16 protein-coding genes, 4 tRNA genes and 1 other annotated feature are annotated in these 19,310 nt (G+C 40.6%); of the genes, 4 read left to right on the top strand and 16 right to left on the bottom strand.

What is annotated here, in order from left to right:
* Nucleotides 1-90: 90 nt before the first annotated feature.
* Together raiA and pheA are read left to right on the top strand one after the other, a co-directional pair.
* Complete coding sequence (gene raiA, locus M1F17_RS04810) at nt 91-423, top strand: ribosome-associated translation inhibitor RaiA (RefSeq protein WP_036958924.1); 333 nt, start codon at nt 91-93, stop codon at nt 421-423.
* A gap of 140 nt (nt 424-563) precedes the next feature.
* Nucleotides 564-681: a sequence feature (Phe leader region), on the top strand.
* A gap of 26 nt (nt 682-707) precedes the next feature.
* Nucleotides 708-1,880, top strand: coding sequence for a bifunctional chorismate mutase/prephenate dehydratase (gene pheA, locus M1F17_RS04805; RefSeq protein ID WP_004264832.1), 1,173 nt, complete (start codon nt 708-710; stop codon nt 1,878-1,880).
* A gap of 50 nt (nt 1,881-1,930) precedes the next feature.
* On the opposite strand, the gene M1F17_RS04800 is transcribed toward pheA, so the two are convergent.
* From M1F17_RS04800 to ffh, 8 genes are all read right to left on the bottom strand, one after another.
* The gene (locus M1F17_RS04800) at nt 1,931-3,499 is read right to left on the bottom strand and encodes a methyl-accepting chemotaxis protein (RefSeq protein ID WP_206277439.1); all 1,569 of its coding nucleotides are present in this window, start codon (nt 3,497-3,499) and stop codon (nt 1,931-1,933) included.
* 314 nt (nt 3,500-3,813) lie between these two features.
* Entirely contained in the window at nt 3,814-4,935 is a 1,122-nt protein-coding gene (gene tyrA, locus M1F17_RS04795) for a bifunctional chorismate mutase/prephenate dehydrogenase (RefSeq protein WP_110592306.1), read from the bottom strand.
* Nucleotides 4,936-4,948: 13 nt separating this feature from the next.
* Entirely contained in the window at nt 4,949-6,043 is a 1,095-nt protein-coding gene (locus M1F17_RS04790; RefSeq protein WP_004264828.1) for a 3-deoxy-7-phosphoheptulonate synthase, read from the bottom strand.
* Nucleotides 6,044-6,570: 527 nt separating this feature from the next.
* Entirely contained in the window at nt 6,571-6,924 is a 354-nt protein-coding gene (gene rplS / locus M1F17_RS04785) for a 50S ribosomal protein L19 (RefSeq protein ID WP_004264827.1), read from the bottom strand.
* Nucleotides 6,925-6,965: 41 nt separating this feature from the next.
* A complete protein-coding gene (gene trmD / locus M1F17_RS04780) occupies nt 6,966-7,730 on the bottom strand; it encodes a tRNA (guanosine(37)-N1)-methyltransferase TrmD (protein ID WP_094962024.1) in 765 nt (254 codons plus the stop codon).
* Nucleotides 7,731-7,768: 38 nt separating this feature from the next.
* Nucleotides 7,769-8,314, bottom strand: a complete 546-nt coding sequence (gene rimM / locus M1F17_RS04775) for a ribosome maturation factor RimM (RefSeq protein ID WP_004264824.1) — start codon at nt 8,312-8,314, stop codon at nt 7,769-7,771.
* Between the two features lie 18 nt (nt 8,315-8,332).
* Entirely contained in the window at nt 8,333-8,581 is a 249-nt protein-coding gene (gene rpsP, locus M1F17_RS04770) for a 30S ribosomal protein S16 (protein ID WP_004264823.1), read from the bottom strand.
* A 136-nt stretch (nt 8,582-8,717) separates the two neighbouring features.
* Nucleotides 8,718-10,079 (bottom strand): signal recognition particle protein, encoded by a 1,362-nt coding sequence (ffh, locus tag M1F17_RS04765; protein WP_094962025.1) that lies wholly within the window; start codon nt 10,077-10,079, stop codon nt 8,718-8,720.
* A 384-nt stretch (nt 10,080-10,463) separates the two neighbouring features.
* Here ffh and M1F17_RS04760 point away from each other — a divergent pair, with 384 nt between their 5' ends.
* Complete coding sequence (locus M1F17_RS04760; RefSeq protein WP_004264820.1) at nt 10,464-11,255, top strand: inner membrane protein YpjD; 792 nt, start codon at nt 10,464-10,466, stop codon at nt 11,253-11,255.
* Nucleotides 11,256-11,297: 42 nt separating this feature from the next.
* Complete coding sequence (locus M1F17_RS04755; RefSeq protein ID WP_036958918.1) at nt 11,298-12,584, top strand: CNNM domain-containing protein; 1,287 nt, start codon at nt 11,298-11,300, stop codon at nt 12,582-12,584.
* Nucleotides 12,585-12,669: 85 nt separating this feature from the next.
* Here the strand turns inward: M1F17_RS04755 and luxS are convergent, their stop codons facing one another.
* The 8 genes from luxS to alaS all read right to left on the bottom strand — a co-directional run bounded on the left by luxS (nt 12,670) and on the right by alaS (nt 19,134).
* A complete protein-coding gene (luxS, locus tag M1F17_RS04750) occupies nt 12,670-13,185 on the bottom strand; it encodes an S-ribosylhomocysteine lyase (RefSeq protein WP_004914042.1) in 516 nt (171 codons plus the stop codon).
* A 151-nt stretch (nt 13,186-13,336) separates the two neighbouring features.
* Nucleotides 13,337-14,896 carry a glutamate--cysteine ligase gene (gene gshA, locus M1F17_RS04745; protein WP_094962027.1) on the bottom strand — a complete coding sequence of 520 codons (1,560 nt, stop codon included), beginning with the start codon at nt 14,894-14,896 and terminating at the stop codon, nt 13,337-13,339.
* Between the two features lie 196 nt (nt 14,897-15,092).
* Nucleotides 15,093-15,169: transfer RNA gene (locus tag M1F17_RS04740), tRNA-Arg, on the bottom strand.
* 94 nt (nt 15,170-15,263) lie between these two features.
* Nucleotides 15,264-15,340: transfer RNA gene (locus M1F17_RS04735), tRNA-Arg, on the bottom strand.
* Between the two features lie 138 nt (nt 15,341-15,478).
* Nucleotides 15,479-15,555, bottom strand: a tRNA-Arg gene (locus M1F17_RS04730).
* An 11-nt stretch (nt 15,556-15,566) separates the two neighbouring features.
* A tRNA-Ser gene (locus M1F17_RS04725) sits at nt 15,567-15,659 on the bottom strand.
* A gap of 434 nt (nt 15,660-16,093) precedes the next feature.
* On the bottom strand, nt 16,094-16,279 hold the full coding sequence (csrA, locus tag M1F17_RS04720) for a carbon storage regulator CsrA (RefSeq protein ID WP_004264815.1): 186 nt from the start codon (nt 16,277-16,279) through the stop codon (nt 16,094-16,096).
* Between the two features lie 227 nt (nt 16,280-16,506).
* Nucleotides 16,507-19,134, bottom strand: coding sequence for an alanine--tRNA ligase (gene alaS, locus M1F17_RS04715; RefSeq protein WP_094962028.1), 2,628 nt, complete (start codon nt 19,132-19,134; stop codon nt 16,507-16,509).
* Between the last annotated feature and the right edge of the window lie 176 nt (nt 19,135-19,310).

Raw genomic sequence — 19,310 nt, 5'->3', positions numbered from 1 at the left:
CCTGAATGAGATGTGATCTACATCAATTTTTTCTTAGCAAGAACGGGTATTCTGAAATCAACAAAGACGGAAACAATGAGAGGTAACTATATGATAGTGAACATTACTAGCAAACAAATGGACATTACCCCAGCGATTCGTGAGCACATTGAGAGCCGTCTAACAAAACTCGATAAGTGGCAAGTATCTCTAATAAATACGCATGTCGTATTATCAAAAGAGCCACAAGGTTTTATGGTTGATGCCAACATAAAAACAGCGACAGGAAAATTGGTCGCAAGTGCCAAGCATGAAGATATGTACGTTGCAATTAATGAACTAATTAACAAACTCGAAAGACAACTTAATAAAGTGCAACATAAAGGAGAATCAAGAAGAGCATATAATAGTGTAAAAGAAGCGAATAATACTGTTACGTTATAATTTTATATTATCTATCAACTAATCTTGAACCTTATAAACGCGCTCACCATGGGCGCGTTTTTTTATGTTTATGACCCTTACCTATTGACTTCTTAGTGAGTATCGGGTTTATTTAAATTGAATCTGACTAAAGGTGTTCATATGAATCTTAATTTTGTTTTCTTTTTCTTCTTTAGCAACTCCTAATTGGGGGCTTTTGTCGTTCGAGAAAGAAAAGAAGACAAAATTAGAAAGCCCCCTCTAGGGGGCTTTTTTTATATCATGATATTAACAGGGTGGGCAGCATGGAAAACAGCACTAATTTATTAAAAGTAAGAGAGAAAATAAGTCAACTGGATAGTGAATTACTAAATCTTTTAGCAAAGCGCCGTGGTTATGCTGTTGAAGTCGCTGAAACAAAAATTGATGATAGCCGCCCTATTCGTGATAAAGACCGTGAGCGCCAGCTTCTTGATGTTTTAATCAACAAAGGCAAACCGCTAGGGCTTGATGGCTTTTATATCACTCGCCTATTCCAGATGATTATTGAGGACTCTGTTCTTACGCAACAGGCTATTTTACAAAAGCATTTAAATTTAACCCCTAGTGATACCGCGCGTTTCGCATTTTTAGGGCCGAAAGGTTCTTATTCACACATTGCGGCACGCCAGTACTCAGCCCGTCATTTTGACCAACTAGTTGAATGCAGTTGCCATAAATTCCAAGATATTTTTTCATTAGTTGAAAATGGGCAAGCGGAATATGGCATTTTACCAATAGAAAACACCAGTTCGGGCGCAATTAACGATGTTTACGATTTACTGCAAAATACATCATTATCAATCGTCGGAGAGATTCGGCTCCCAATTAACCATTGCCTCTTAACAACAGGAAATACCGATCTCAGCCAGATCAAAACCGTGTATAGCCACCCTCAGCCTTTCCAACAATGCAGCCAATACTTAGCACAATTCCCACACTGGGAAATAAAATATTGTGATAGCACATCAACTGCAATGCAAATGGTCGCAGACCAAAACTCACCGAGTGTCGCGGCACTTGGAAGTGAAGCCGGTGGCGCCTTATACGATTTAAGCGTAATAGAGCATAATCTCGCTAATCAGCAAATTAACATGACACGCTTTATTGTTGTTGCACCACAACCAATTGAAGTCACTGAACAAGTACCGGCTAAAACAACACTGCTTCTGACCACTGGCCAACAAGCTGGTGCCTTAGTTGATGCATTAGTTATTTTGAAAAATAATAAGATAATCATGAGCAAGTTAGAATCACGCCCAATAAATGGAAAACCATGGGAAGAGATGTTTTATGTTGATGTGCATGCCAATTTACGTTCAGATAATATGCAACAAGCTTTAAGAGAGCTTTCAACAATTACTAGGTCAATTAAAATATTAGGCTGCTACCCATCCGAAAATGTGGTTCCTGTTGAACCTGAAAAAATTACGCCTTAATTAAAATATAATTAGGCTGCATTTTTTCAGTGCAGCCTACTAAACTGAAACTATGCTCTCACTTCAGATTGATAATTCGAAGATTTCACTCTGAAATAATTGACTAGCTCCTTCAAATGGTACGCCTGTTCATTTAATGAGTCCGCTGCGACAACAGATTCTTCAACTAGACTCGCATTTTGCTGTGTAGTTAAATCAAGCTGCCCGACCGCACTATTGATTTGAGAAATGCCATCGCTTTGCTCACGGCTAGCCTGCCCAATTTCACGTAATAACGCATTCATCTCTTTTACACTATCAACCATGCCATGTATTTGTTGAGTTGCTTTTTCAACAAGTTCCATGCCTTCTTGTGTTTGTGCCGATGAATTTTCAATCAACACACGAATATCACTCGCGGAAGCGGCACTTTTTTGTGCTAATAATCTCACTTCTCCGGCAACAACGGCAAAGCCTCGCCCATGCTCACCAGCTCTTGCAGCTTCAACAGATGCATTCAATGCTAAAATATTGGTTTGGAATGCAATAGAGTCGATTAGATTAATAATTTCTGTCATCTGTGATGATGAACCATTGATTGTACGCATTTTGTTCGTGACTTGGCTCATCATGTCGCCATTGTTTTGTACAATAATTGCCGCTTGGTCTGCAAGCATGCTAGCTTCATGAGTGTGCTCAGTCGTGTTTTGAACGGTTGAAGTTATTTGTTCCATTGAACTGGCCGTTTCTTCAACTGATGCAGCCTGTTCTTCGGTACGCGCCGCCAGGTTTTGGTTCCCCGCGACAATTTGCCCTGCTGCTGCCGAAATACTTTCAGAACCTTGTTGAACCTCTTGAACGATTTCCAGCAAGTGCTCTTTCATATCATTAAGTGCATTTAACAATACACCCGTTTCATCTTTTGAGGTGACCTGAATATCTTTAGTCAGATCCCCATTTGCAATTGACTGCGCGAAATTAACCGCATTTTCCAATGGCCTTGTGATAATGTTCGTAATATACCAGCCCATTACGCAGCCCGCGCCAATACTCAAGATTGATAACACCGCTAGTAATAGTTTATTGTTTTCATAATCCGCATTCACTTTACGGCCAACCTCTTGCATTTCCAAATCTTGGATAGCCATTAAAGTTTGAATTTGATCACGATAATCACGTTGAATACTAGACGTTTTAGTCATCATTTCATCAATAGCAGCTTGGCGATTATTCTCTGATAAAAAGGTATTGATGCGAGTAATTGATGAATGAAACTGTTGGCGAATAACACGCAAATCAGCCAAGACTTCTTTAGAGCGATCATCTGTAACGTTATTTTCTAAGCTTTCCATCAATCCATTAATTTTTAATGTAATTTTAGCCAACTCTTCTCTGCGTTTATCACTACCACGATCATCAAGTAAAATTAGCTCTTGGATCCCTATAAAAGAATAAAAGTTATCCATCATTTGTCCTGCGGTAGAGGCAATAGGATAACTTTCATACAGGACTTGTTTCATGCCATCATTAGCTCGGTTCATATTGGCTAAAGAAAAAAGTGAACTTAGGATAATAAGCGCAACAAAACCACCAAATGCTACCGTTAACTTCATACTAATTTTGAGATTTTTAAAAGACATATATTTACCACGCTAACCATCATTTAATGAGTAGTGTTATCGGTAAAACAGGTGAAATCTTTATCATATAAATCGATCGATTTATAAATATTGATTTTAAAAATTGATTAATTTGAAATTAGATAGTGAATAAATTCAGTTTTTATCTGATTAGCATATTATTCGATAGAAATTATATAGATAAGTACAATTACCTATTTTAAATAAACATTCTTGGTGAGATTAACTGAAATAGAAGAACATAGAAGGTAACAAAAAATTAACAAGAAAATAAAGCCCTCTACCGCTATAAAACACGATAGAAGGCGGGATGATTATTTTCGATTATCGTTTGCTCGTTGCAGTAATGATTGGCTTTCTTTCATAAAATGATGGGCATCTTCACCGAACCACTGGCTAATTTGATTAAATTGGCGAATAAATTCCGCTTTATCTTTTTTCTCCAGTAGCGCTATTGAATCACCTAACAATTGATGATATCTGCGTATCAATTCAACATTTTCATTTGAAGACATAATAATGTCTGCATAGAGTTGAGGGTCTTGAGCAAACAGCCGCCCAACCATCGCGAGCTCTAAACGATAAATAGGCGATGATAAATCAAGTAATTGCTGTAAATCGATATTTTCCTCAGCAAGATTTCGCCCGTAAGTAAATGTTGTAAAGTGGCGTAATGCCTGAATAAAGCTCATGTTTTTATCATGCTCTTCGGCTGAGATTTCTTTCAAACGTGCCCCCCAAACTAATAACTGTTCAAGAAACCACTGATAAGACTCTGAGCCACGGCCATTACAGTAAGCAAATACTTGCTTTGCAACACTACCAATATCAGGACCAAACATCGGGTGAAGCCCAAGTACTGGCCCATCATGGGCTGCTAACATCGCTTCTAATGGCTGTTGCTTAATCGATGCGATATCCATCAAGACCGTGCTTTTATCCAGTTTAGGCAGCTGGTTGATGACTTGTACTGTCAAATGTATTGGTACACTAACCATCACGACGCTCGCACCAGCAACTATAGATTCTGCTTGTGCCCAGTCATCTTCGTTTAATGTCTTAACCTGATAGCCTGATAAATTAAGGAGACGGTGAAATAACCGCCCCATTTTCCCATCACCACCTACAATCACAATTGGGCCAGCTGATGGGTTCAGTGTTTTAAACCCTTTATCATTTTCACGTGCGTAAGATTCGCGCATGATCCGCCTTAGAATATCCTCTATCAGATCAGGTGGGATCCCCATACGCTCAGCTTCGGCGCGACGTGCTGCCAACATGCTTGTTTCTCGTTCAGGCACATAAATCGGTAAACCATGTAAGCTTTTCACTTCACCGACTTCAGCAACCAGTTGCAGCCTTTTTGCTAATAAATCTAGTAACGATTTATCAACTTCATCAATTTGTTCCCGTAAATGGGATAACTCAACAGACATACCAATACCTTGATCAGCTCACTTTACTCAATTTTTGCGCACGTTGTTCAAGCACAGGCAACAATGCTTGATGTAATTTACGCAATACCGTTTCCGTCGTTTGCCAGTTAATGCAGGCATCTGTCACTGACACACCGTATTTCATTGTGTCACGGGCTTGTTCAGATGTTTGATTCCCTTCATTAATATGACTTTCTAGCATAATACCTGTAATTGATTCATTACCATTAATAATTTGTTCAATAATAGAATCAACAACTAATGGCTGACGGCGGTAATCTTTATTCGAGTTTCCATGGCTACAATCCACCATAAGGGACGGCTCTAAACCTGCTTTTTTCATTTCCGCTTCACAAGCCGCAATGTCTTCAGCATTGTAGTTAGGCGTTTTCCCACCACGTAAAATGACATGTCCGTTACTATTACCTTTGGTATGTAATAAACAAACTTGGCCAGATTGGTTAATTCCCATAAAACGGTGTGGCATCGCTGCTGCTTTTAACGCATTAATCGCTGTAGATAAACTCCCATCGGTTCCATTTTTGAAACCAACAGGCATAGATAAACCAGATGCCATTTCACGGTGGGTCTGTGACTCAGTCGTTCTTGCACCAATGGCTGACCAACTGAATAAATCCCCTAAGTATTGAGGATTGTTAGGATCCAATGCTTCTGTCGCTAATGGCAGTCCCATATTCACTAAATTGGTCAACAAGTCACGAGCAATATGTAGGCCTTTTTCCATTTCAAAAGAACCATCCATAAATGGATCACTAATCAAACCTTTCCAACCTACGGTTGTACGAGGTTTTTCAAAATACACACGCATCACAATATATAAGCTATCACTTAATTCTTCGGCTAATACTTTCAGGCGCTCACCATATTCAATAGCGGCATCCACATCATGGATTGAGCAAGGACCACATACCACGAGTAAGCGAGGGTCGCGTTGATGAATAATGTCAGCAATCACTTGGCGCGATGTCGCAATGGCATGCAGGTTGCTGCGACTCAGCGGATATTTCTCTTTCAGACTCTCAGGAGTGATTAATACCTGCTCGTCTTGAATATTCACGTTGTTGAGTACATCTTTTTGCATGATCATTTTTTACCTACTTATTAGCTTATATTTGCTTAGTTTATTATTTACGTATTGTGTTTGGGTGTATGAGTAATAACATACCATGCATCGTAAACAATTCAATCCATTTATGTAAAATATTTCCACTATCGTATTGAATTATTTACACCACCATAATTAATTGAATAAATTACAGTTTTACATTAATTTAACATTAAAATATTTTAATAGACTAAAGAAAAATAAGCAATCTGTAAGCATTTATTTACAGGTAAGCATAAGTTATCAGCTATATTCTAAATAGTTCGAGTTGTAGCAAGGCGGCAAAGTGAGGACATCGCAGGGAGCATACACAAGTATGTGACCTGTGTGGCTGAACGCAGCCAACACGGCTACAACTTGAAATATGACGAATAAGGTATGTGGCCTGTGGGGCTGAGTGCTGCCAACACAGCTACAATTTGAAATATGAAGAATATAGTGACGAATATAAAAAGGCCCGCAAAGCGGGCCTCTCTCATAACATAACTTTCGGATGTAGCGAAAGCGTATTACTTGGCGTTCAGACGCTCTTTGATACGAGCTGCCTTACCAGAACGCTCACGCAGGTAGTACAGTTTAGATCTGCGAACAGCACCACGACGTTTAACAGCAATGCTATCTACGACTGGAGAGTGAGTTTGGAATACACGCTCAACACCTTCGCCGTTAGAAATTTTACGAACAGTGAATGCAGAGTGCAGACCGCGGTTACGAATAGCGATAACCACGCCCTCGAATGCCTGCAGACGTTTTTTAGAGCCTTCTACGACCCATACCTTAACTTCCACGGTGTCACCCTGACGGAATGAAGGTACGTCCTGCTTCATTTGCTCTTGTTCAAGTTGTTTAATAATGTTGCTCATAATAACTCTCTTACCCTAGGTAAACTGATATGTTTAGACAATTAATTGTCTGGATTCATTTGTTGCTCAGACTGATATTCCAGTTGGAATTCAGCCAGCAACATCCTCTGCTCGTCAGTCAGAGCTAGGCTTTCCAGAAGCTCAGGTCTTCTAAGCCAGGTACGGCCGAGTGATTGTTTCATGCGCCAGCTATCTATTTTAGCGTGGTTTCCTGAAAGTAAAACATCAGGAACTTGCATGCCATCTAACACTTCAGGGCGGGTATAGTGCGGACAATCTAACAAACCATCTGCAAAAGAGTCTTCTTGAGCAGAAGCTTGATGACCAAGTACTCCCGGTATAAACCGTGAAACTGAGTCAATCAACACCATCGCGGGAAGTTCCCCGCCACTGAGAACGTAATCACCGATTGACCATTCTTCGTCAACTTCGGTTTGAATGATACGCTCATCAATGCCTTCATAGCGGCCACAAACAAGAATCAATTTCTCATTGGTTGCCAGCTCGCAAACACCGTCTTGACTAAGTTTGCGCCCTTGCGGTGAAAGATAAATAACCTTTGCACCCTCACCAGCCTCAGTTCTTGCTGCGTTGATTGCATCCTTAAGCGGTTGCACCATCATCAGCATGCCTGGACCACCACCATAGGGGCGATCATCAACAGTTTTGTGCTTATCGTGAGTAAAATCTCGCGGATTCCAGCACTCAAATGTTAGCAGGCCATTTTTCACTGCCCGACCAGTTACCCCGTACTCGGTTATTGCGCGGAACATTTCGGGAAACAGGCTAATTACACCAATCCACATAATTTCGTCCCACTTATCAAAACCGTTCAACCGGAGATTTAAAAACCAGGATCCCAATCCACTTCAATAAGTTTGGCATCGAGATCGACTTTCTTGATAACCTGCCCATCAAGAAACGGAACCAACCGCTCCTTGATGCCAAATGCATCTTTTAAATTCGCCTTAATGACCAGCACATCATTTGAACCGGTCTCCATCATGTCAGTGATGGTACCAAGGTCATAGCCTTGTAACGTCACTACTTGGCAGCCCATCAGGTCTTTCCAGTAGTATTCGTTTTCTAACTCAGGAAGTTGGGTTGAATCAACCGCAATTTCAAAGTTAGTCAAAAGCGCGGCTGCATCGCGGTCATCGACCCCGTTCAGCTTGACAATGATATCCTTGTTATGATGTTTCCAATCTTCAATTTCAATGTGTTGCCATTGACCTGAACGTTGGATAAACCAAGGCTGATACTCAAAAATACTTTCAGCATGTTCGGTGGACGAAAAAACTTTGAGCCAACCACGAATACCGTATGCCGCACCTAATTTCCCCAATACAATTGGGTTTTCAGGTGGCTGTAGTTTAGTTTGCTTGCTCATTGTTACCACCGCGACAGATTAAGCTGCTTTCTTAGCTTGTTTGACCAGTTGTGCAACACGGTCAGAAATAGTTGCGCCTAAGCCAACCCAGTGCTCAACACGGTCCAGGTCTAAACGCAGTTCTTCTGCTTGACCTGCAGCGATCGGGTTGAAGAAACCGATACGCTCAATGAAACGACCGTCACGCGCATTGCGGCTATCAGTCACAACGATTTGGTAGAACGGACGTTTTTTAGCGCCGCCACGAGATAAACGAATTGTTACCATAACATCCTCATTAGTTAACAAAACAACCAGACTCCATCGAGGGATAGAGTCCGGCTGTCATATAAAAAGCCCGAAAAGTTTACTCACTTTGACGCAAAAATCAATCAAAAGTGCGTTTTGTTTGAGGCTTTATTGCTTAACGCCCCGGAAAACCCGGTGGCATCATACCCTTCATGCCGCGCATCATCTTGGCTAGACCGCCTTTTTTCATTTTCTTCATCATGCGTTGCATGTCATCAAATTGTTTTAAGAGGCGATTAACTTCTTGCACGGTAGTTCCCGAACCTGCCGCAATACGACGTTTTCGTGAACCTTTAATAATTTCCGGTTTTTCACGTTCTTTACGTGTCATGGAATTAATCATCGCTTCCATACGAACGGTGATTTTATCATCCATTTGGGACTTAACGGCATCGGGTAACTGAGACATTCCTGGCATTTTGCTCATCATGCTCGCCATGCCGCCCATATTACGCATTTGCTTCAATTGACTTAAAAAGTCATTTAAATCAAAGCCATCTCCCGTTTTAAGTTTTTTAGCAAGCTTTTCAGCTTCATCACGGTCAACTTTATGCTCAATCTCTTCAATCAGAGAAATCACATCACCCATACCAAGGATACGAGACGCGACGCGCTCTGGGTGGAATGGTTCTAAGGCATCAGTTTTTTCACCAACACCTAAGAACTTAATAGGTTTCCCCGTAATCGCACGAATTGAAAGTGCCGCACCGCCTCGTGCATCACCATCGACCTTGGTCAACACAACCCCTGTCAGTGGTAAGGCTTCATTAAATGCTTTCGCTGTATTTGCCGCATCTTGCCCTGTCATCGCATCAACGACGAATAAGGTCTCAACTGGCTTAATAATACGGTGAACTTCTTGGATTTCTTCCATCATCGCTTCATCAACATGCAAGCGACCTGCGGTATCCACCAACAGCACATCGTAGAATTGTAATTGTGCGTGTTTTAATGCTTTTTGAACAATTGCAGTGGGTTTTTCTTGTACTTCTGAAGGGAAAAAGTCAATTCCAACACTTTCAGCTAATGTCTCTAGTTGTTTAATCGCTGCAGGGCGATAAACGTCAGCAGAGACAACTAATACTTTTTTCTTTTGCTTTTCTTTTAAGAGCTTACCTAATTTTGCAACGCTGGTCGTTTTACCGGCACCTTGCAAACCTGCCATTAAAACAACAGCAGGAGGTTGTGCGGATAAATTAAGTTGGTGGTTTTCGTCCCCCATCGCCCTAGTCAGTTCATTTTGAACTATTTTAATGAACTCTTGGCCAGGTGTTAGACTTTTATTGACATCTTGCCCAACGGCATTTTCTTTAACTTTTTGAATGAATTCACGGACAACTGGCAAAGCAACGTCAGCTTCCAGCAAGGCCATGCGAACTTCGCGTAGTGTTTCTTTAATATTTTCATCAGTTAGACGCCCACGCCCACTGATATTGCGCAACGTGCGCGATAGTCTGTCAGTTAAATTATCAAACATATGTCTTAGCTCAATTCTGTTGATGGGCCGATGTCAGCCTGATCTGGTTGCTAATACAGATAATTTCAAGTGCGTGTCACCTAACAACTTGAATTATAAGCATCAATACCTTCACAATGATGAAGGGAAACCAACACTAAAAATAATCGCGGCAAAATAATGCCCCATTGTAACATGCCCGCAGTTTTTTCGCTGCCCCCTGTTTGAAACAGATGATACAGGTTATTATGGCATGAATTTAATAATACAAACCAAGCAGTAGGCGCATGAAATGCTATCAGCAATGAATATATTGTGATTGGCTTGTCCAATAGTTGGAGCCTACACTCGTACAAGTTATACTATGAATAACTTTCCACTAAAAATGATTAACGACACTATACTATGCCCGTATTTGCAGTCATAGCAGTTTGTACATACATGGTCAGTCTGTTACTGATCGTCCCTGGCCAAGTGCGTAAACAGCCGTTCTACCGCCACCTCGCGCTTTTTCTTGCCGTTGTTGCGTTAGTAACTCACGCTATTACATTGAAATTTTTGATTTTCAGTGAAGCCGAGGGACAAAACCTCACTCTGTTGAATTTAGGCTCAACAGTGAGCTTACTCATGTGTGTGATTATGACTGTTGTCGCTTACTGGGGAAAAGCTTGGTACTTAACGCCTATAGTCTATAGTTTTGCCATTATTAACTTGATGCTGTCAACGCTAATGCCTGGTGAGTTTATTACGCATCTTGAAGCTCGAGTACCACTTTTTGTTCATATTGGTCTAGCTTTGTTGAGCTATGCGACACTCCTTATTGCGGCTTTATATGCATTACAAGTGGCTTTAATTGACCATCAGCTAAAGAACAAAACCTTAAAATTTAGTCCAGATATGCCACCCATGATGGTAATTGAACGTAAAATGTTCCACATCACTCAAGTTGGGGTCATTTTGCTGACTCTGACCTTGTGTACTGGCTTTATTTATATGGATAATATTTTTGATAAAGAAAATATCCATAAATCGGTATTATCCGTCATTGCATGGTTTGTTTATATCACTCTACTTTGGGGACATTTCCATGGAGGATGGCGAGGTAAGCGCGTCCTATTTTTCCATGTTGGTGGCTCAATCATCTTAACAATGGCTTTTTTTGGTAACCGTTTAATACAGGAGTTTATGGTATTTTGACGCAAATAAAGCCACGACTTTCACAATATAAGGAAACTTGTTTTGGATGATGTGTCCACGAGTACGCTAATCATCATATTGATTGTTTTAATTTTTATGTCAGCCTATTTCTCTGCATCAGAAACAGGGATGATGACGCTAAACCGTTATCGGTTAAAACATTTAGCAAAACAAGGTAATCGCTCAGCGATCCGCGTTGAAAAACTTCTTAAACACCCTGATAAGCTGTTAAGCCTAGTCCTTATTGGTAATAACTTAATCAACATAGTCGCTTCCGCATTAGCGACCATCATTGGTATGCGATTATATGGGAATGCAGGTGTAGCTATGGCTACAGGGATCCTGACATTTGTGATCCTCATTTTTGCCGAAGTCATGCCAAAAACACTGGCAGCGCTGTACCCTGAAAAAATCGCATTTCCAAGTAGTTACCTCTTAAAACCATTACAAGTAGTCATGATGCCTATTGTTTGGGCATTTAATACTATTTCCGCGCTACTGTTACGCTGCATTGGGGTGAAGTCACTAACCGCACGAACTGATGCGGTTAATAAGGAAGAGCTACGCACCATTGTTAACGAATCAAAGCATAAAATTAGCCGCCGAAATCAAGACATGTTAATTTCAATTTTAGACTTAGACAAAGTCACTGTTGGCGATATTATGCTGCCAAGGAATGAGATTGTTGGTATTGATGTCAATGATGACTGGAAATCAATCATTCGGCAGCTCACGCACTCCCCTCATGGCCGTATTGTGCTTTATCGCGACTCACTTGATGACTCTATTGGCATTTTACGCGTCCGTGAAGCATACCGTCTTATGATGGAAAAACGTGAGTTTAATAAGCAAAACCTAATTAAAGCTGCAGATAACATTTATTTTATTCCTAACAGTACACCATTAAATGTTCAGTTAGTTAACTTCCAGCACAATAAAGAAAAACTTGGGATCATTGTTGATGAATACGGTGAAATTCAAGGCCTTATCACTGTCGAAGATATATTAGAAGAGATAGTGGGTGACTTCACAACCTCGATGTCACCATCTTTAGCCGAAGAAGTCTTGCCACAAAGTGATGGAAGCGTTCTTGTAGACGGTTCTGCTAATATTCGTGAGCTGAATAAGGCTTTTGATTGGAATCTCCCCATAGATGGCCCTAGGACGGTTAATGGCATGGTTTTAGAGGTCATTGGTGATATTCCACAGCTTGAAGAGCAAATCGTGGTGGGGCATTACCTTATCGAGGTATTAGCGATGAGTGAAAATATCGTTAAACAGGTTAGGATCACACCTCTTACATTTAGTTCTCAAGTCCCTGATCTTTAATTTAGCCATAAACTTGCAATTTAATTCTCTTATAAAATAAAAAGAGCCTTAATTGGCTCTTTTTATAGAGAATATTTGATAAAAACTAAACGTGTAGCTGTTCAAGTTTCTCTGCAGGTAATGCTAATTCATCATTTTTATTGATACCAATTTCTGATGCAAGAACATTACGTGCAATTTGCTGGGCTTCTTCCAGTGAGTGCATTTTGTATGTACCGCACTGATAGACATTCAATTCAGGGATCTTGTTTTGGTCTTTCACTTGCAAAACATCTTCCATTGCCGCTTTCCATGCATTAGCAACACGCAGTTCATCTGGCTGGCCAATAAGGCTCATATAAAAACCAGTACGGCACCCCATTGGTGAAATATCAATAATTTCAACACCATTTCCGTTGAGGTGATCACGCATAAAGCCTGCAAAAAGGTGCTCTAAAGTATGCGTCCCTTTTTCTGTCATGGCTTCTTCATTTGGTACAGTAAAACGCAAATCAAAAACTGTGATGGTATCACCGCTTGGTGTTTTCATGGTTTTTGCCACACGTACAGCAGGTGCTGACATGCGAGTATGATCGACAGTAAAGCTATCTAATAATGGCATTTCGTGACCTCCTCGAAAATAAAAAATATTTTCTAAAATAAATGAAACTATTTTGAAAATACAGAGTCTGAATTATTGAAAGACGCGCAATTTGTTATCATCCCTAATTCTCTAAGAGATTTTTTTTGGCCACCTAGAGTGGCCATTTCTTTTAGCGTCCTGCATGAATGCGTAGATAGTCCTCAAAGCTTTCGCTCTCACTTTGTTCCATCTTCGCTTGCTTCGCTATTGAAGCTAATCGTGCTTGCTCAAATTGCTCTTCAGTTATCACTTCATACGGCTCGTTCACTAACTGTTCAAAATATTTTTCAGCTAATTCTAACCCGTAACCACCAATACCTTTTTCTAACATTTCATCCATAACAAGCGCTGAATATGTAAGAGTTGGGTCTTTAAACATAGCAACAAATTGGTGACAAACTTCTTGATATTTTGCATCGCAACAAGTGTCTAGCACTTCAGCCACACGGATCAAGTCATTAAATAATTGCTGCCCAACGTCAACTAATGGTTTAACTTCGCTGCCACAACCGAAACCAATGACTTGGCCTGGTTTACGACCTTCAAGAATGACACGATTCCAGTTTTGACGGCAACAGTCTAATTCCTGAGCATTCATTTCAGGTGCATCAGCAAGTACACACCATATTAAGAATAGATCAACAAAACGAGCTTGCGTTTCATTAACGCCTATCGCACTAAATGGATTGATATCAAGTGAACGGACTTCAATGTACTCAATACCACCACGTAATAATGCGTCAGAAGGTGATTCATTGCCTTTAGGAACGCGTTTGGGCCGTATTGGGGCATAGAGCTCATTTTCAATCTGCAGCACATTCGTATTTAGTTGAATATATTTGCCGTCTTTTTTTACACCCAGTTTTTCAAATTCAGCTGAAGGCTTATGGATGGCTTTTTTCAGGTTCCCTACATATTCATCCAATTTATTGAATGTGATGTTTAAATCACTTTGTGATTTATTTGTATAACCTAAGTCACTCATGCGTAATGATGTCGCATAAGGCAAGTAATACGTACCACAGTCTGTTTTATCAAATGATAGCGTTGTATCTCTATCTTTCAAAAAAGAGCCGCAAATAGCTGGAGATGCGCCAAATAGATAAGGAATAACCCAACCAAAGCGGTAGTAATTTCTAATTAGACGTAAATAGCCTTCAGAAATTTTTTCTTTACCGCTTTCTTCGTCTTCAATACCCGCCCATGCTTGCCAAAATTCAATCGGCAAAGAGAAGTTATAATGCACCCCTGCTATCGTTTGCATCAAAGCACCATAACGATTTTTAAGGCCTTCGCGGTACAGCGTTTTAAACTGCCCCACATTAGAAGAGCCGTACTGCGCAAGAGTGATTTTATCTTCACTTTCAATAAAGCATGGCATACTCAGCGGCCACATTCTTTCATCTTGAAGGTGACGAGCTGTATAGCGGTGTAAATCTCGCAAAAAAGCCAAATTATGGCTAATGCTTTTATCTACAGGAGTAATAAATTCGAGTAAGGACTCCGCAAAATCTGTCGTGATCCATTTATGTGTTAAAGCTTTTCCCAGCCCTTCTGGATGCAAGGTCTCTGCAATTGCGCCTGTGGGGGTTACACGCAATGTTTCACGCTCAATACCACGTTGAATACCATTAAGTGTTTCTGGGTGCGCCTCTAACCATGAGAGCGCTTTCGATACGTCCGGGATCAAGTCGACCTCCCGCCTGTGATGTTAATTTATTTTATTAAGGCAATTACTTTAGCTTAAATCACATAAATTGTCGCTGTCTAGATGTGTGGTTTATGAGGGAATAAATCAAAGAGGTATAGAAAATACGATTTAATTAATTTTATGAATGGTAATTTTAGGCAAAAAAAAACTCCTCGAACGAGGAGTTTCTTAAAGATGGTGCATCCGGGAGGATTCGAACCTCCGACCGCTCGGTTCGTAGCCGAGTACTCTATCCAGCTGAGCTACGGATGCAAAATTCATTCGATTTGAAATCGATACATTCTCAATAACTTTTCTGAGTTAAATTAAAAGGTATTATTGATATGCTAAATTATTAGCTAAGAGATGGTGCATCCGGGAGGATTCGAACCTCCGACCGCTCGGTTCGTAGCCGAGTACTCTATCCAGCTGAGCTACGGATGCATACTTAATGCAAGATGTGCTGCTCTCTCAAACTTCTTTATCAACTTCTACTTCTATAAATCAACTTCTTAGTTACTACTTTGTTTGGTTGCTAAAACCAAAACAAAACCCCATCAGATTCTCTCATAGGGTTAAAGATGGTGCATCCGGGAGGATTCGAACCTCCGACCGCTCGGTTCGTAGCCGAGTACTCTATCCAGCTGAGCTACGGATGCATAATCTAAAATGGCGGTGAGGGAGGGATTCGAACCCTCGATGCAGCTTTTGACCGCATACTCCCTTAGCAGGGGAGCGCCTTCAGCCTCTCGGCCACCTCACCATATTTTAGTTACACACGATTTGTTTTTTCAAACATCTCGTTGCTGTGTGGCGCACATATTACTTTCCTAGACTTAGAAGTCAAACAATTTTTCCAAACTTTTTGCATTCCGTTGTCTGTTTGCACATTTCACAAGCAAGATGCTTAGTTTAACACCGAAAAAGATATTTTTCAGCCCTTATGACACTAACTTTATAAACAAAAATACAGAAAAAAATTATTCTATAAGTGAATAAAAATAAGCTCACTGGATTGATTAGCCTATATTTCATACAAAGGAAAACAAGATTTCGTACAAGAGAACCGAAGACTAAACAATAAAATGAGTTTGATGCTAGAGAATTATAAAAACGAAAGGATATTTTTAGAAATAATGTGAGTAAGACAAGCGCCCATTCTTGCTGTGTGATCAATCATTGGACGCTTATTCATTATTATTGATTATCTGGTTGAGTCTTTTCAGCCTGGATCCGTTGATAAATTTCTTCACGGTGAACAGAAACTTCTTTTGGGGCATTAACACCAATACGAACTTGGTTGCCTTTGACACCCAATACAGTAACTGTTACCTCATCGCCTATCATGAGTGTTTCACCAACTCGACGAGTCAGAATAAGCATTCTTTGCTCCTTGAAATATTAAAAGAGTCGGGTCTCTAGGTATCCCCGCTATTGTCCATCACACACCGTGAAAACGTAAAGCAATGACATTCACCTAAAGCATTGATGCCATCAATACAAGCATTCTAATTATTTACAAGCAAAATATAGCACTACAAACGATACATTAACAATGCCGCAACAGATTAAAGTTGCCTCATATTTTAATGAGGCAACTTTGTAAGTGCTTACAGACGCGCTTCGACCCATTCTTCGACACTTGCCATAGCAGCAGGTAATGCGCTAACGTCAGTACCTCCCGCTTGAGCCATGTCTGGGCGACCGCCACCTTTACCACCTACCTGACTTGCAATATAGGAAATTAAGTCCCCTGCTTTAACTTTAGCAGTCAAATCATTAGTTACCCCAACGATCATACTGACTTTATCACCACTTGTTGTTGAAAGCACGATAATCGCTGATTTCAACTGATTTTTAAGATCATCAACCATAGTTCTCAATAACTTAGGATCAGTATCCGCTAATTGAGTGACTAATAATTTGATGCCTTTCACGTCTTTCGCTTTGCTACTTAGTGAAGCACTTTCTTGAGATGCTTGTTGATCTTTTAGTTGCACAATTTCTTTTTCGAGTTGGCGAGATTTGTCTAACGCCGCTTTTACTTTCTCGACAAGACTATTAATATCACCTTTCACTAAGTGTGCAATTGCTGAAAGTTGCTCTGACTGATTGTGAATGCTTTCAATCGCCATTGAGCCTGTAGTCGCTTCAATACGACGAACACCTGCAGCCGTACCAGATTCACTCAAGATACGGAATAAACCAATATCTCCTGTACGACGCGCATGTGTACCACCACATAACTCGATAGAAAAATCACCCATACTCAGAACACGTACACGTTCCTCATATTTTTCACCGAATAATGCCATAGCACCTTTTGCTTTAGCGCCTTCTAAATCCATCAGTTCAGTTTCAATTTCTGAGTTTTTACGGATTTGTGCATTCACAATATCTTCTACTTGACGTAGTTGCTCTTGTGTCATCGCTTCAAAATGAGAGAAGTCAAAACGCAAGTATTTGTCATTAACCAATGAACCCTTTTGAGAAACATGGTCGCCTAATACTTGGCGTAATGCCGCATGCAGTAAGTGTGTTGCTGAGTGATTTAAACGGATCGCATCACGTCTAGCGCTATCCACAAAAGCGGTAATTCTATGGTTAACAACCAGTGAACCCGCCTCTACCTTACCAATATGCCCAATTGCTTGACCATATTTTTGCGTGTCAGTGACTTTAAAGCTCGCATTGTCATTATTTAAGTAACCAGTATCACCGACTTGCCCACCAGACTCTGCATAAAATGCAGTTTTATCTAGTATAACTAAGCCTTCTTCACCCGCATTCAAACTGTCTACAGGCTGGCCATCTTTATATAATGCAGTAATAGTGGCTTGTTGCTCATCATATTGATAACCGGAGAATTCACTACGCTTATCAACTTTAATTAAAGAATTATAATCCGCACCAAAACCACTGGATTCGCGCGCACGACGACGCTGGTCTTCCATCGCCCGCTCAAAACCTTCTTCGTCGACTTTAATATTGCGCTCGCGGCAAACATCTGCCGTTAAATCGATTGGGAAGCCATAGGTGTCATATAAGCGGAATGCCGCTTCACCATCCAGTGTATCCCCTTTCAGTGAAGCAAGTTCTTCATCTAATAATTGAAGACCGCGTTCTAACGTGCGTGCAAATTGCTCTTCTTCGGTCTTGAGAACTTTTTCAACCATAGCTTGCTGGCGTGCAAGTTCATCTGCCGCAGGCCCCATGACTTTAATCAGTGGCGCGACTAATTTGTAGAAGAAAGTGTCTTTGGCACCAAGCATATAACCGTGACGAACAGCACGTCGAATAATACGACGCAGAACATAACCACGACCTTCATTTGATGGAATAACACCATCACTAACAAGGAATGCACAAGAACGAATGTGGTCAGCAATAACACGTAATGATTTATTCTCTAAATCCGTCGCACCTGTTGCTTTAGCTGCCGCAGCAATAAGGTCACGGAAGATATCAATTTCATAGTTTGAATTAACGTGCTGCAATACCGCAGAAATACGCTCTAAGCCCATTCCTGTGTCAACTGAAGGTTTTGGTAGAGGCTCCATTGTCCCGTCAGACTGACGGTTAAATTGCATGAAGACTAAGTTCCAAATTTCAATATAGCGGTCACCGTCTTCTTCTGGGCTTCCTGGAGGCCCCCCCCATATATGGTCACCGTGATCATAGAAAATCTCGGTACATGGGCCACAGGGACCGGTATCACCCATTTGCCAGAAGTTATCTGACGCATATGGTGCGCCCTTGTTATCACCAATACGAATAATACGCTCAACTGGAATACCAATTTCTTTATTCCAGATATCATAAGCTTCATCGTCAGTTGCGTAAACGGTCACCCACAACCTTTCTTTTGGTAAGTTAAACCATTCTTCGCTAGTCAATAACTCCCAAGCAAAACGGATAGCATCATGCTTAAAGTAATCGCCAAAGCTAAAATTGCCTAACATTTCAAAAAATGTATGGTGGCGGGCAGTATAGCCTACATTTTCTAAGTCGTTATGTTTACCACCTGCACGCACACAGCGTTGCGCGGTTGTCGCTCGGGAATATGCTCTTTTATCCAGACCAAGAAATACATCTTTGAACTGGTTCATCCCTGCGTTTGTGAACAATAGTGTAGGGTCATTATTTGGCACTAGTGAACTACTAGAGACCACTTGATGACCTTTTGTATGAAAAAAGTCGAGAAACGCTTGACGGATCTCAGCGGTGCTTTTACTCATATTTATCCCGATATCAAGCTGGAAACAGAATTACGAATTGTTGAGATGGAATGTAACATCACCTCTAATCAACTCTCCGATTAAAAAGTGACTGATAAGATAAAGTCTCTTTGTGCAGAAGTAAAATATAGATACATCCATTCGCAGCTTTCATTGTAAAGCGTCTAGATATTTTC

The sequence above is a fragment of the Providencia sp. PROV073 genome, assembly GCF_033688125.1.
GTDB lineage: Bacteria > Pseudomonadota > Gammaproteobacteria > Enterobacterales > Enterobacteriaceae > Providencia > Providencia hangzhouensis.
Note: the sequence above shows the minus strand (reverse complement) of the source record. Positions and strands in the feature narration are given on the sequence as shown.